Origin of the sequence: Actinomadura pelletieri DSM 43383, assembly GCF_003634705.1 — a bacterium.
GTDB classification, from domain to species: domain Bacteria; phylum Actinomycetota; class Actinomycetes; order Streptosporangiales; family Streptosporangiaceae; genus Spirillospora; species Spirillospora pelletieri.
Genome location: NZ_RBWU01000004.1, coordinates 424980 through 438800, shown reverse-complemented (window position 1 = coordinate 438800; position 13821 = coordinate 424980). Strand labels below are relative to the sequence as shown.

Annotated in this window: 14 protein-coding genes; 2 read left to right on the top strand and 12 right to left on the bottom strand. The window is 71.1% G+C overall.

Annotation, left to right across the window (positions count from 1 at the left end; translation table 11 throughout):
* Positions 1-49 precede the first annotated feature (49 nt).
* The 5 genes from BZB76_RS19950 to BZB76_RS19930 all read right to left on the bottom strand — a co-directional run bounded on the left by BZB76_RS19950 (position 50) and on the right by BZB76_RS19930 (position 5317).
* Complete coding sequence (locus BZB76_RS19950) at positions 50-1816, bottom strand: ABC transporter substrate-binding protein (protein ID WP_121436234.1); 1767 nt, start codon at positions 1814-1816, stop codon at positions 50-52.
* 45 nt (positions 1817-1861) lie between these two features.
* Positions 1862-2854 carry an ABC transporter permease gene (locus BZB76_RS19945; RefSeq protein WP_121435891.1) on the bottom strand — a complete coding sequence of 331 codons (993 nt, stop codon included), beginning with the start codon at positions 2852-2854 and terminating at the stop codon, positions 1862-1864.
* 702 nt (positions 2855-3556) lie between these two features.
* The gene (locus BZB76_RS19940; RefSeq protein WP_147449476.1) at positions 3557-3826 is read right to left on the bottom strand and encodes a hypothetical protein; all 270 of its coding nucleotides are present in this window, start codon (positions 3824-3826) and stop codon (positions 3557-3559) included.
* A gap of 251 nt (positions 3827-4077) precedes the next feature.
* Positions 4078-4506 carry a hypothetical protein gene (locus BZB76_RS19935; protein WP_121435889.1) on the bottom strand — a complete coding sequence of 143 codons (429 nt, stop codon included), beginning with the start codon at positions 4504-4506 and terminating at the stop codon, positions 4078-4080.
* A gap of 142 nt (positions 4507-4648) precedes the next feature.
* Positions 4649-5317: an HAD family hydrolase gene (locus tag BZB76_RS19930; RefSeq protein WP_246007063.1), complete on the bottom strand. Its 669-nt coding sequence runs from the start codon at positions 5315-5317 to the stop codon at positions 4649-4651.
* A gap of 274 nt (positions 5318-5591) precedes the next feature.
* On the opposite strand from BZB76_RS19930, the gene BZB76_RS19925 reads away from it, so the two are divergent.
* Positions 5592-6434, top strand: coding sequence for a PAC2 family protein (locus BZB76_RS19925; protein ID WP_121436232.1), 843 nt, complete (start codon positions 5592-5594; stop codon positions 6432-6434).
* Positions 6435-6494: 60 nt separating this feature from the next.
* Here the strand turns inward: BZB76_RS19925 and mshC are convergent, their stop codons facing one another.
* The 7 genes from mshC to BZB76_RS19890 all read right to left on the bottom strand — a co-directional run bounded on the left by mshC (position 6495) and on the right by BZB76_RS19890 (position 12716).
* Positions 6495-7733, bottom strand: a complete 1239-nt coding sequence (gene mshC, locus BZB76_RS19920; RefSeq protein WP_121435888.1) for a cysteine--1-D-myo-inosityl 2-amino-2-deoxy-alpha-D-glucopyranoside ligase — start codon at positions 7731-7733, stop codon at positions 6495-6497.
* Between the two features lie 78 nt (positions 7734-7811).
* Positions 7812-8756, bottom strand: a complete 945-nt coding sequence (locus BZB76_RS19915; protein WP_121435887.1) for an ABC transporter permease — start codon at positions 8754-8756, stop codon at positions 7812-7814.
* Positions 8757-8764: 8 nt separating this feature from the next.
* Complete coding sequence (locus BZB76_RS19910) at positions 8765-9655, bottom strand: ABC transporter permease (protein WP_121435886.1); 891 nt, start codon at positions 9653-9655, stop codon at positions 8765-8767.
* A gap of 97 nt (positions 9656-9752) precedes the next feature.
* Positions 9753-10517 carry an NRDE family protein gene (locus BZB76_RS19905; protein ID WP_121435885.1) on the bottom strand — a complete coding sequence of 255 codons (765 nt, stop codon included), beginning with the start codon at positions 10515-10517 and terminating at the stop codon, positions 9753-9755.
* Between the two features lie 62 nt (positions 10518-10579).
* Entirely contained in the window at positions 10580-11371 is a 792-nt protein-coding gene (locus tag BZB76_RS19900; RefSeq protein WP_246007062.1) for an SCO1664 family protein, read from the bottom strand.
* An 81-nt stretch (positions 11372-11452) separates the two neighbouring features.
* A complete protein-coding gene (locus BZB76_RS19895) occupies positions 11453-12001 on the bottom strand; it encodes a DUF3090 domain-containing protein (RefSeq protein WP_117401072.1) in 549 nt (182 codons plus the stop codon).
* 10 nt (positions 12002-12011) lie between these two features.
* A complete protein-coding gene (locus BZB76_RS19890) occupies positions 12012-12716 on the bottom strand; it encodes a histidine phosphatase family protein (protein ID WP_121435884.1) in 705 nt (234 codons plus the stop codon).
* Between the two features lie 75 nt (positions 12717-12791).
* Between BZB76_RS19890 and corA the strand changes: the two genes are divergently transcribed.
* Entirely contained in the window at positions 12792-13763 is a 972-nt protein-coding gene (gene corA, locus BZB76_RS19885; protein ID WP_121436230.1) for a magnesium/cobalt transporter CorA, read from the top strand.
* Positions 13764-13821: the final 58 nt, after the last annotated feature.

Below are 13821 nucleotides of genomic sequence, written 5' to 3'. Positions count from 1 at the left end.
GGGCGTCGCCTTCACCTGCCTTCAGAGGGACGCATGGACGAGCGGACTGTTACTCCACGCCCATGTTGAGGTAGTCGTACATTCCGCCGTAGGAGTAGGTGATCCCCACGTTGGTGACACGCTTCGGCCGGTACATCAGCGCCTTGGCGTACACCAGCGGGACCTCCGCGGCCGACTGCATGACCATCTTGTCGATCTCGCCGTAGGTCTTCAGGCGGGCGGCCTCGTCCGGGTTGGCGATGGAGTCGTCCAGAGCCTTGTTGATCTGCGGGTCGTCCAGCTCGGCGAGGTTGTTGCCACCGGACGGCTTGATCGCGTCACCGTCGACGATCTGCGAAAGGAACCCGTAGCCGGTGGGCCAGTCCGCCGCCCACGCCATGATCATCATGCCGATGCCGTTGTCGTGGACGTACTTCGGCACGCCGACGTACTTGGTGAAGTAGTCACCGGCCGGGTACTGCACGATGTCGGTCTTGATGCCGACCTTGGCGAGGCTCTGCTGGATCGCCTGCGCCATCGCCACCTCCTTCGGCCGGTCGGACCGGGCCGAGAGCTTGGTGGTGAAACCGTTCGGCTGACCGCACGCCTGCAGCTCCTGCTTGGCCTTGGCGAGGGTGGCCTGGTCGAGACCGCCGCCCTCCGCCTGCTTCTGCGGGTACAGGTCGAACTTCGTGTAACCGGCGACCGTCGGCGGCAGCACCGTCGTCGCGATGTCACCACCGGCGAGCGGGCCGCCGTAGGCGGTCTGCGCGGCGACCTTGTCGGTCGCGTACTGCACCGCGATACGGCAGTGGACGTTGTCAAGCGGCTTGACGTTCACGTTCAGCGACATGAACCGCAGGAAACCCTGCACCGGGTTGTCGACGTACGGCTTCTGGTCGTCGGCCAGCACCTTCGGCTGCGTGCCGGACTGCACACCGACGCCCGCCATGTCCACGTCCAGCGAACCGGCCAGAAGCCGCTGGTCGATGTCGTCGCCGTTCTGCTTGAGCTGCACCTCGATCTTGTCCGGCAGCGCCTTGCGGAGCGGGTCGGTGCTCTGGTTCCAGTTCGGGTTACGCGACAGCGACATCGACTTGCCGCGCGCGTAGCTGTCGACCTTGTACGGGCCGGTGGAGGCGATCGCGGTCTCGTACTTCAGGCCGGTGTCCTTGGCCTTCGGCACGGGCATCGTCTGCGACATCGCGACCAGGTAGTCGAACTCCTGGAACGCCGTGTTCAAGCGGAAGATGATCGTCTGGTCGTCGGGGGTCTCGATCGACTTCAGACCCTCGTCGCTCTTGTCCTTGTACGGGCCCTTGTACGGGGGCTTGTTGTCGACAAGGTAGGCCTTGAAGTACTTCGGCCCGTTCTGCAACTCGTCACTGTAGTTACTGCGCTCCACCGCGTACTTCACGTCCTTGGACGTGACGGTGGTGCCGTCGTCGTACTTCACGCCCGTGCGCAGCTTGTACGTCCAGGTCTTGCCGCCGTCGCTGGCCTGGCCGAGGTCGGTCGCCAGGTCCGGGACGACCTTGAGGCTGGCGTCGCCCGCGGCGGGCGCGAACGTGGTCAGGCCACGGCCGTACAGGCGCGAGAAGTTCTGGGAGAACGCGTAGTAGGTGTTACCGGGGTCGGGCGAGTCCCAGTCGTCGGAGTGACCGAGTTTGAGCGTGCCGCCCTTCTTGTCCGACTTGTTGACCTGCTCCTTCACACCGGCGTTGAAGCCGGGGCCGCTGCCCGTGCCGCCGGAGTCGTCACCGCCACCACAGGCGGCGAGCGTCGCGGCCGCGACCACACCGGCCACGACGACCGCGATCGGTCTCATCTTGTTCATGTGCAGGCGCACCCCTTCATATAGACGGGTCAGAAGAGACCCGAGTCACCTGGACCGTGGATCGAGAGCGTCCCGCAGCCCGTCACCGAACAGGTTGAAGGCGAGGACGGTGATGAAGATGGCCATACCCGGAATGATCATGTACATCGGGTCCGAGGAGTAGATCGGCACCGCGAGGGTGAGCATGCCGCCCCACGACGGCGTCGGCGGGTTCACACCGACCCCGAGGAACGACAGCGCCGCCTCGAACAGGATGTTGGTCGGGATCAGCAGGGTCGAGTAGACGAGGATCGGCGCGACCAGGTTCGGCAGGACCTCCTTGAACAGCACGTAGGAGTTCCGCGCGCCCATGCTGCGCGCCGCGTCGACGAACTCGCGTTCTCGCAGCGACAGCGTCTGACCTCGGATGATGCGGCCGATATAGGGCCAGTTGAAGAACCCGATGACGATCACCAGCACCGACACGCGCAGATTGTTGCCGCTCAGCCCGAACGCGTCGTCGGCGACGACGCCGACCAGCGCGATCGCGAAAAGCAGGAGAGGGAACGCGAGAAAGGCGTCCATCGCACGGCTGATGACGTAGTCGACCCACCCGCCGAAGAAACCGGCGATGATTCCCATGGTCGTTCCGATGATCACCGACATGAGGGTGGCGAGGAACGACACCAGCAGGGAGATCCGTGCGCCATGGACGATTCGGGCCAGCATGTCGCGGCCGGTGCCCGGTTCCACACCGAGCCAGTGCTCGGAACTGATGCCCGAATGCCAGAAGCCGGACTTGGGCCGGTTGTAGGTCGGGTCGATCAGGTTCTGGTGGTACTTCAGCGGGTCCTGCACGAAGTACGGACCGAAGATCGCGATGAGGATGAGGAGGATCACCACGAGCGCGCCGGTGAGGGCGACCTTGTCACGTTTGAGCCGTAGCCAGGCGATCTGGCCTAGGGAGCGCCCCTGGATCTTCTTGCGGTCGACGCCGGCCAGTACCGATTCGGGCTGCGCCTCGGTGTCGGACCCGCTCACCTCGATGGGTGCGGCCACGCTCCATACCTCCTACCGTTCGGCCAGGGTTCGGCCATGCCGCCGGCGCGCGACCGGCGGCAACAGAGATCATCCGCTGCCGACATGCCTGTCACGCCGCGTTCGCTGAAGGGAAACGTAGTCCTTCGCGCACGACTGTCCATCCGTGAGGCGACCTTCGCCAGTACCCGTATCTGACTTGTGATCTCGTCGTCATCTCGGGAACACGCGCCCGCGCCACACGTCGAATAAATCGCCCGAATAGTACGTTCGGCGCTACCCAGGCAGGCAATACCAGACCGGTCTAGACCGGAAAGCTTTACCGTACTGAGTCCGTTCCGAGACCGTTTCTCCGCAGGTCAGCAGCGCACCCGGAAACACGACGGCGGCCCGGAACGCCCCAAGATCACCTCGGAACGCCCCACCCGGCCACCACCGAACGCCTTATCCCCAAAGCCCTGCACCCCACACCCCACACCACCCCGTGCGCCAGCCGTGGACGCCCGGCCGTGCGCCACCTCCCGCGCCAGACCGCGCGCCCGGCCCCACGCCGGATCGCATGCCCGTCCGCGTGCCCGGATCGTGTGCCAGGCCCGTCGCGGCTCGTGCTGCGAGCCGTGCTGGACCCCGGGCCATATACCTGGTCGTGCACCGGGTCTCGCGTCCGGTCACATGCCGAATCGCATACCCGGTCGTATGCCCGCCCCGCCGCGGCTCGGCCTCTCAGGGCGGGTAGGACGCCGGACCATATGCCTGGTCGAGCGCCGCGCCCTGCGCCGGGTCGCGCGCCCAGTCACATGCCGGTTCACATGTTCGGTCGCGTGCCGGACGGTTTGCCCGGCCGAGTGCCTGGTCGCGGCCGGTGCGGGCGGTCTGCCGCAACGCCCGTTCCCGATAGAGGACGGCCAGGTCGTGGTGCAGGTCGAGGTCCCTCGGCCGCTCGCGCAGGCAGCGCCGCCAACGCTCGCCGATCCGCGCGTCGTCTCGCGCCACCGGGCCATGCGCCGGGCCGCGTGCTCGGTCGTGCGTCGGGTCGTGCATGCCCGGTCACGCGCCGGGGCGCGCTTCCGGCCGCACGCCCGGCCGGCTGTGACTCGAGCTGGACGCCGCTTCGCACGCCTGGTCACGCATCGGGGCGCGTTTCCAGCCGCGTGCCGGGCGCGTGCCGGGTCATGTGTCGGGCCGTGTGCCCGGTGGTCTGGGCGGCCATGGGTTGGGCTGGGGGGATGGACGCCGGGGCGGTGTCAGGAGATGCCGTGGTCGCGTAGGATTCGCTCGATCTCGGCCATCTCGGGGTCGGCGCCCGGCGCGGGGCCCTCCACGGCCTTCTTGCCCTTGCCGGACCGTCCGGCGGGCTTCGCCGGGGCGTCCCCGGCCTCGGTGGTCTTCTTTCCGCCGCCGGAACCCGCGCGGCGGCTCATCATGGCGCCGGACGTCATGTAGAGCAGCACGGCGAGTCCCGCGACGGCGACGCCCGCCCACTTGACCGGGCTGAAGGCCAGGTCGACGAAGAACTCGGTCACGCCGGTCATCGCCGCCGCGAGCGGGACCAGCGACAACGCCGCGCCGCGCAGGCCCACGCCCGCGCCGCGGCGCCGGTACACGCCCCAGCTGATGACCAACCCGAGCAGGGTGACTCCGAGGCTGATCGCGAAAATGGCTGCGTCGCTCATGCCGACCCCTCACTCCGTACGGTGCTGCTCTCTCCATCGTCACACGTCGAACGGTGGTTCCGATCCTCCCGGCGGACGGTTTGTGCGCGCGGGCCTCTCCTCCTTCGGCGTGATCTCTCCCCTGAGAACCGCCTCGCAGGTATCAGGGGCCGTCGAACGCGGGCAGGTCCCGCAGCGTCGCGAGGCTGACCTCGCGCAGCGACGCGACCACGACGCGGCCCGGGGCGGATGGGATCGGCAGGACGCTCGGCACCGCGACGGTGACGCAGCCCGCGGCCTCGGCCGCGGCGACGCCGTTCGGGGAGTCCTCCAGCACGACGCAGCGGCCGGGGTCGGCGCCGAGCCGGGCCGTGGCCGTCAGGTAGGGCTCGGGGTCGGGTTTGGTCCGCGTCACCTCGTCGCCCGCGACGCTCAACGCGAAGTGCTCGCGGCCGACGGCGTCCAGCACCGGCTCCAGGAGCCGCCGGTGGCTGGAGGACACCAGCGCGGCCGGGACGCCCGCCGCGCGGACCTCGGCCAGCAGGTCCTTGGCGCCGGGCATCATCGGCACGCAGGCGCTCAGCCGCTCGGCCATGCCGTCCAGCATCCGCCGCCCGACCTCCTCGGGCGGCGCGTCCGCGCCGGTCAACTCCAGCATGTAGTCGACGGCGACGGACAGGGAGCCGCCGACGAGGTGTTCCTGGTGGGCGCGGCTCCACTCGCCGCCCAGCCACGCCATGACCTCCGACTCGACCTCCAGCCAGACGCGCTCGGAATCGATGAGCAGGCCGTCCATGTCGAACAGCACGGCCTGCGGGCCCCCTCGGGTCACGGCGCTCCTCTCGAAAGACTACCGACGAGTAAACCAGTCGGGGTCGTGCCGCTCCCCCGCGCCTTCTGATCGTCCCCGCCATTGACGGTAAGTGACGGCGCCCGGGCCGTTATTCCGCCCGGGGCGTACAGGGCGGACGTGGGGTCATCCAAGGGTGGGGTACGTCACCGTCAGGACGTAGGCTGACAGCCACCGATCATGAGCCGGGGGCCGCCCCCGGGAATGAGGTCCCCCGTCGGTGACGCTGTACCTGGGCGTCGGAAGGAGGCAGCGCGTGGTCGAGCTGGAAAGTCTGCCGGAGCTGGTCGATCCGGTGCTCGTGGCCGCTTTTGAGGGGTGGAACGACGCCGGGGAGGCCGCCAGCGGGGTCATCGCGCATCTGGAGGCCACCTGGGAGGCGGTGCCGATCGCCGAACTCGACCCCGACGACTACTACGACTTCCAGGTCACCCGCCCGATCGTGGAGATGACCGACGGCGAGACCCGCGGGATCACCTGGCCGACGACGCGCGTGTCGTGGGCGCGGCTGCCGGGCGGCAAGGACGTCGTCCTGCTGCACGGCATCGAGCCGAACATGCGGTGGCGGTCGTTCTGCCGGGAGCTGATCGGGCTGATGATGGAGCTGGAGATCCGCAACGTCGTGCTGCTCGGCGCGCTGCTCGCCGACGCCCCGCACACCCGGCCGGTGCCCGTCACCGGCGCCGCGTCCGAGGCGGGCCTCGCCCGCACCCTGCACCTGGAGCCGGCCCGTTACGAGGGGCCCACCGGCATCCTCGGCGTGCTGCAGGACGCGTGCGCCAAGGCCGACCTCGACACGGTGTCGCTGTGGGCGGCCGTCCCGCACTATGTCGCGCAGCCGCCGTCCCCGAAGGCCACCCTCGCGTTGCTGCGCCGCGTCGAGGACCTCCTGGACGTCGCCATCCCGCTCGGGGAGCTGCCCGAGGAGGCCCGCGCCTGGGAGAACGGCGTCAACGAGCTCGCCGAGGAGGACTCCGAGGTCGCCGAGTACGTCCGGACGCTGGAGGAGCAGAAGGACGCCACCGAGCTGCCGGAGGCGAGCGGCGACGCCATCGCCCGGGAGTTCGAACGCTACCTCCGGCGCCGCGACCCCGGCTGAGACACCCCGATCGGCCCGCGCGCCGGTCGGGCGCCGTCCCGTCCTGAGCGAGCCGTCGGGTCAGAGGGCGACGCCGAGGAGGGCGTCGACCACGGCCGCGACCTGGCCGGGGGCGGTGGTGTCGGCGCCGTCCGCGGCGGCCCAGGCGTCGACGGCGGCGAGCGCGGCCGGGGCGTCGAGGTCGTCGGTCAGCCGGTCGCGGACTGCGGCGGCGACGGGCCCGGCGGGCGGCCCCGACGGGCGCGCCACCGCGGCGCGCCACCGTTCCAGGCGCGCGACGGCCTCGTCCAGGACGTCCCCGGTCCACTCCCAGTCGGCGCGGTAGTGGTGCCCGAGCAGCGCCAACCGGATCGCCATCGGGTCGACGCCCGACTGCCTCAGCCTCGACACGAACACCAGGTTCCCGCGCGACTTCGACATCTTCTCGCCGTCCAGGCCGACCATGCCCGCGTGGACGTAGGCGCGGGCGTGGGGGCGTTCGCCGGTGGCGACCTGCGCGTGGGAGGCGCTCATCTCGTGGTGCGGGAACGCCAGGTCGGAGCCGCCGCCCTCCACGTCGAACGCCATCCCGAGGTACTCGATGGAGATCGCCGAACACTCCACGTGCCAGCCGGGGCGGCCCTCCCCGAACGGCGACTCCCAGCCCGGTTCGCCGGGGCGGCGCGCCATCCACAGCAGCGCGTCGAGCGGGTCGCGTTTGCCGGGCCGGTCCGGGTCGCCGCCGCGCTCGGCGAACAGCGGCGCCATCTCCGCCCTGCTGAGCCCGCTGACCTGGCCGAACGCCGGGTCGGCGGCGACCGGGAAGTACACGTCGCCGGCGACCTCGTAGGCGGCGTCCCGGCCCCGCAGCTTCTCGATCATCTCGACGATCAGCGGGATCGCCTCGACCGCGCCGACGTACCGGTCGGGCGGCAGGATCCGCAGCGCCGTCATGTCGTCGCGGAACAGCTGGATCTCGCGGTCGGCGAGACGCCGCCAGTCCTCGCCGGTGTCGCGGGCGCGTTCCAACAGCGGGTCGTCGACGTCGGTGGTGTTCTGGACGTAGTGCACCCGGTGCCCGAGATCCCGCCACACCCGGTTGACCAGGTCGAACGCCAGGTAGGTGTTGGCGTGGCCGAGGTGGGTGGCGTCGTAGGGGGTGATCCCGCACACGTACATGCGGGCGGTGCCGCCGGGGTGGTCGGGGCCGGCGGGACGGGCCGTCCCCGTGCCCGTGTCGTGCAGGCGCAACGGCCGGGCCGCGGCGGGCAGGCCCGCCTGGGGCAGGCCGGGGACTTCGGGGGCGGGCCACGATCGCATAAGGAAAGCTTATCCATGCCCAGATCGCGGGTATGCGGCGAGATCACGGCAAGTGTCCGATCCGTCCGGACGAACCGGTCAGGAGCGCCGGACGCGCGGGTCCAGGACCGCGTAGCCGAGGTCCACCAGAAGGTTCGCGGCGACCACGAACAGCGTCACCGTCAACGTCACCCCGATGATCACCGGGGTGTCGCCGACCGCGACGGACTGGTGGACGAGCTGCCCCACGCCCTGCAGCCCGAACACCTTCTCGATGACGACCGTGGAGCCGACGAGGGCGCCGACGTCGACGCCGAACTGGGTGACGACCGGGGTCAGCGCGGACCGCAGCCCGTGGTGGAGCACGACACGGCGTTCCGGCAGCCCCTTGGCCCGTGCCGTCCGGACGTAGTCCTCGCCGAGGACGTCCAGCATCGCGCCACGCGTCAGGCGCGTGTACGAGGCGAGCATCAGGAACGCCAGCGCCACCCACGGAAGGACCATCCGTTGGAGGAAATGCTCCTGCAACGGCGGTCCCGCCTCGAACACGGGGACGCCGGCCCGGTCGAGGCCGGTGGCGAACACGTGCAGCAGCACCAGGGCCAGCACGAACGGCGGCGTCGACAGACCGACCAGCACGAACGCCGTGACGGCCCGGTCCCACGCCGTCCGCGCCCTGGCCGCGCCGAGCACGCCGAGGCCGACACCGCCGACGAACCACAGGGTCGCGGCGCCCGCGACGAGCCACAGCGTGGCGGGGAGCCGCTCGGCGATCAGCGTCGACACCGGCGTCCCGTTGACGTAGGAGTCGCCGAGGTCGCCGCGCAGGAGCCGTCCCGTGAACCGCCAGTACTGGACGAGGACGGGCCGGTCCAGGCCGAGGTTGCCGCGGATCCGCTCCAACGTCTCGGCGGTGGCGCGGGGCCCGCCGATGACGTGCTCCACCGGGACGGGCGAGACGTGCAGGAACACGAACACCAGCGTGGACACCAGCCACAGCACCGCCGCCGAGTACAGCAGGCGGCGCAGGACGAACCGCGGCAAGCCCCCGCTCACCTCCGGCGCCCCGCCCCGTCACGCGGGTCGAGGGCGTCGCGGATCCCGTCCCCGAGCAGGTTGAACGCCAGCGTGATCGCCAGCAGCAGGGCGCCCGGGACGGCGAGGAGCCACCACGCGGACCGGAACATCTCCCCGCCCTCACCGAGCATCGACCCGAGGCTCGGCGTCGGCGGCGGAACCCCCGCGCCGAGGAACGACAGCGTCGCCTCGAACACGATCGCCGCCGGGATCTGCAGCGACGTCAGCACGGTGACCTGCGCGGCCAGGTTCGGCAGGACTTCCTCGACCATGATGCGGGCGTCGGACGCGCCGATGGACCGGGCCGCGTCGATGAACTCGCTGCGCCGCAGCGCCAGCACCTGACCGCGGATCACCCGCCCCGACGCCGCCGCCGAGAAGAACGCGATCACCACGGTCGTCAGCGCCAGCCCCGCGGCCGGCGACGACACCTGGAACGTCGTCGCCAACGTGATCGCGACCAGCAGGTAGGGCAGCGCGAGGGTCATGTCCATCAGCCGGGCCAGCAGCGTGTCGACGGCGCCGCCCGCGAACCCGGACACGATCCCGGCGACGGTCCCGGCGACGGTCGCCAGCAGCGCCGCGCACACCCCCACGACCAGGGAGATCCGGGTGCCGTAGGCGGCGCGGACGAGAACGTCCCGGCCGAGCCGGTCGGCGCCGAGCGGGAACCCCGCGCCGGGCCCCCGCGGCTGCCCGGCGACGTCCAGGCCCGTGGCGGGGAACGTCCGGTCGTAGGGGTGCCCGGTGAGATGGGCCCACAGCGGCGCCAGCAACGCGAACACCGCGACCGCCAGCAACACGACCAGGGACGCGACGGCGGCCCGGTCACGGCGGAGACGATCCCAGGCGACCTGGAACGGCATGCGCCCCGGCACCCCCCGTCAACCCAGCTCGCGATGAGTGGCCAAGCTAACACCGAGCGTCACACCGCGGAGCCCTGTCGACGAAATTCGCCGTGCGCTACAGCACCCGCGTCCACGCGAAGGAGTCACCGGAGACGGCCGAGAAGTCGTACCGGACGCCGGTCGCGGTGAGGGCGGTGAGGCTGACCGAGGTGGTGCCCCACACCCGTCCCTCACCGAGGTCGAGCAGCGGCAGCAACGCCCGGTGGTCGGCCCTGGGCAGCCCGTCGCCGTTCACCAGCGGAAACCACTCCCCCCACGCCTGGTCCAGGGGCTCGTCCGGACCGGGCTCGGGCCGCGCCGCCGCGGCCAGCAGCGGGCGGAAGTGCGCGAGCCGCGCCGTCATGTAGGCGTCCTCGGTCTGCCCCTCGAGCCGCCCCTCCCCCTCCAACCCACTGTTGACGATCATGTGGAGCCCGGGCCCCAGGTCCCGCTCGGTGAGGTCCGCGCCGTCCCACCGCCACAGCCGCACCCGGTCGGGTTCCGCGCCGACGAGGTGGAACGGGTCGAACAACGCGAGATCGAGCCGTCCGAGCTTGCCGTCGGCCGCCACCCGCAACGGCAACTCGCCCCGCGACAGACGCCCCGCCTCCGGCGCCATCCGCCCCCGCCCGTTCAACACCGTGGCGACCCGAGGCGCCCCCGGATCCACGGCCAACCAGGTCCCACCCGCCCGCAGATCCCGCCCACCGACCAGCCCCGGCCGATCCGCCCAGTGCCGCCCCGGCGCCTCCCAGTCCCGAGCGACGAACTCGTCCCGCACCCCGACGAGCAGCACCGGCACCGGCGACAAGGGATCAAAACTAATGATCGCCGTACACATGCCCCCAATTGCACCACCCCGCCCCCGACCCCCAACCCTCCGCCCCCACCCCCGAGTACGAGCTACAGGGGCGGCCAGGGGATTGCCGGCCAGTCCTCCGGGGGGTAGGGGTGGATGCGGTGTTTGAGCATCAGGTCGACGCGGCGGCGGGTGGCGTCGACCTCGTCGGGGGTGAGCAGTTCCGAGAGGCGGGGGCCGAGGGGGCCGTCGCTCAGGGCGGCGGCGACGCGGTCGAGGGCCTCGAGCGCCTCCGGGGTCAGGGGCTTGCCGCGCCACTGCCACAGGACGGTGCGGAGCTTGTAGTCGACGGAGAAGCAGACGCCGTGGTCGCAGCCGTAGACGCGGCCGTCGCCGGGGGGCAGCATGTGTCCGATCTTGCGGTCGGCGTTGTTGACGACGGCGTCGAACACGGCCATGCGGCGGATCTCGTCGTCCTCGGAGCGGGACAGGGCGACCAGGTCGACGTCGGGGTCGGGTTCGACCCACAGTTGCACCATGCCGGGCCCGTAGGGGCCGTCGCGGTGCACGGTGGGCGGGACGGTGCCCCAGCCCATGGCCTTGGACACCTCGTAGGCGGCGACCTCCCGTTCGGCGAGGGTGCCGTCGGGGAAGTCCCACAGCGGCCGTTCCCCGGCGACCGGTTTGTAGACGCAGGCGGCGGACCGTCCGTCGTGTTCGACGGTGCAGTACAGGGTGGCGTTGGACGCCTGGACGAGGCGGCCCTCGACGTTGAGGCGCCCGGCGCTCAACAGGCTCTCGGCGGCCACGACGTCGCGGGGGGAGACCGGGGGGCCGGGCGTCCCGTCTCCGGCGGCGTCGCCCGCGGGCGCCCGGTCCCGGGAGGGCTGCGTCATGGGGTCATTCTTCCGGCCGCGCGGTCCATGATCCAGCGCAACGAGCCCATTTCGTCCTCGGCGGACCCGGGAGCGGTCATCTCAGCCGAGGTATCCGTTCTGGCGCGGGCACACGTGACCCTCGGTGTCGAGGGGCAGGCCGCACAGCGGGCACGGGGGGCGTCCGGCGGCGACGACCTTCAGGGCCCGTTCGGCGAACGCGCGGGCCTGCGCGGCGCTGATCCGGACCCGCAGCACCGCGATGGCGGGATCGTCCTCGCCGACCTCGGTCTCCTCCTCGGTCTCGGTGACCTCCTGCGCCTCGATGACGACCTGTTCGTCGTCGGGGTCCCAGGCGAGCGCCATCGTGCCGACCCTGAACTCCTCCTCGACGGGCTGGTCGAGGGGGCCGTCGTCGACGAGTTCGGAGGGGGTGACGGCGGGCACCGGGGCCTCGCCGCCGCTGCGCCGCAGCACCTCGTCCAGGAGTTCCTCCAGCCGTTCCGCCAGCAGCGTCACCTGGAACTTCTCCAGGCCGACGCTGGTGACGCGACGGCCGGAGCGGGCCTGCAGGTAGAAGGCGCGGTCGCCGGGCCGCCCGACGGCCCCGGCGACGAACCGTTCCGGCAGATCGTAGGAGATGACGGGCATGACAAAGACCCTACGCGCCGCCGCCGGGCACCGCGTCACCCGGCCCGAGTCCGTTTTCTCCCGTGCCGTCGCCCGACGGTTCGGGAACGAGACCCGCCACATCACCGCCGGTGTCGTTGACGCGGACGACGAACGGACGTGTCTCCGTGTACCGGATCGCGGTGATCGACGCGGGGTCGACCTGGATCCGTTGGAACTGGTCGAGGTGGACGCCGAGCGCGTCGGCGACGATCGCCTTGATGATGTCGCCGTGGCTGCACACCGCGTAAACGGCGTCGGGGCCGTGGCCGGCGGCGATGCGGGCGTTCCAGTCCCGGACGGCGGTGACGGCGCGGTGCTGGGCGGCGGCGAGGGACTCGCCGTCCTCGCCGGGGAACCGGACGGCGCTCGGGTGGTTCTGCACGACCCGCCACAGGGGGTCTTCGGCGAGCTCCTTCAGGGGGCGGCCCGTCCAGTCGCCGTAGCGGACCTCGCCGAACCGTTCGTCGGTGTCGACCTCGACGGCGCGGCCGGTGGCGACGGCGGCGGCGGTCTCGACGCAGCGGTCGAGGGGGCTGGTCACGAGCGCGGCGAGCGGCACCGGCGCGAGGCGGGCGGCGACCGCGGTGACCTGCGCGCGGCCGCGGTCGTCGAGGGACACCCCCGGCGTCCACCCCGCGAGGACGGGACCGGTCATCGCGGTCAGGCCATGCCGTACCAGGAGAAGCATCGTCACAGCGGTCACTCTAGGAGATGCCCGGTGGCGCCGACGCGGCGGTTCGCGCGGCGCGGATGCGGAACAATGCGCCGTGTGATCGTGGACAAGGCCATATACGCCGACGGGACCCGCCGCGACATCGACGGCGACATCAGCGACGCCTTCGACCTGGCCCGCGAGGACCGCGACTGCTTCGTCTGGATCGGCCTGTTCGAACCCGACGAGGACGAGTTCGAGCTGGTCAAGGAGGAGCTGGACCTGCATCCGCTGGCCGCCGAGGACGCCGTGTCCGCGCATCAGCGGCCCAAGATGGAACGCTACGACGACACGCTGTTCGTCGTGTTGAAGACGCTGGCCTACATCGACGAGACCTCCGACATCGAGGTCGGGGAGATCATGGTGTTCCTCGGGCCGGACTTCGTCGTCACCGTCCGGCACGGCGCCGCGAACCCGCTCGGCCCGGTCAGGCAGCGGCTGGAGGACGCGCCGGACCTGCTGAAGCACGGCTCCACCGCCGTCCTGTACGCGGTGTGCGACGAGGTCGTCGACCGGTACGGCATCGTCGCGCACGAGGTCGAGATCGACATCATCCAGTTGGAGAAGGCGGTGTTCGACCCGGCGGCGCGGGACGTCACCGAGGCCGTCCACTCCCTCAAGCGGGAGGTGCTGGAGTTCCGCACCGCCGAGGACCCGCTCGTCCCGGTCCTCGAGGAGATCGTCCGGGGCCGGGTCGCCGAGTGCGCCTCCACCCGCGAGTACTTCCGGGACGTCCTCGACCACCTGCTGCGCGTCGACCAGCAGGTCGACGCGCACAACGAGCTGCTGAACAGCGTGCTGACCGCACATCTGGCGCTGCTCGGCAAGCAACAGAACGAAGACATGAGAAAGATCTCGGCGTGGGCCGCGATCATCGCGGTGCCGACCGCGATCGCCGGGATCTACGGCATGAACTTCGAGCACATGCCGGAGCTGAAATGGACGTGGTCGTACCCGGTGGTCCTCGTGGTCATCGCGGTGATCAGCGTGCTGCTGTTCCGTCGTCTGCGCCGCAGCGGGTGGCTGTAGCGGGCGGGCGCGCGCGGCGTTCCCGGAGCGAAGGTCCTGCACGTCGACGTCACCGCGG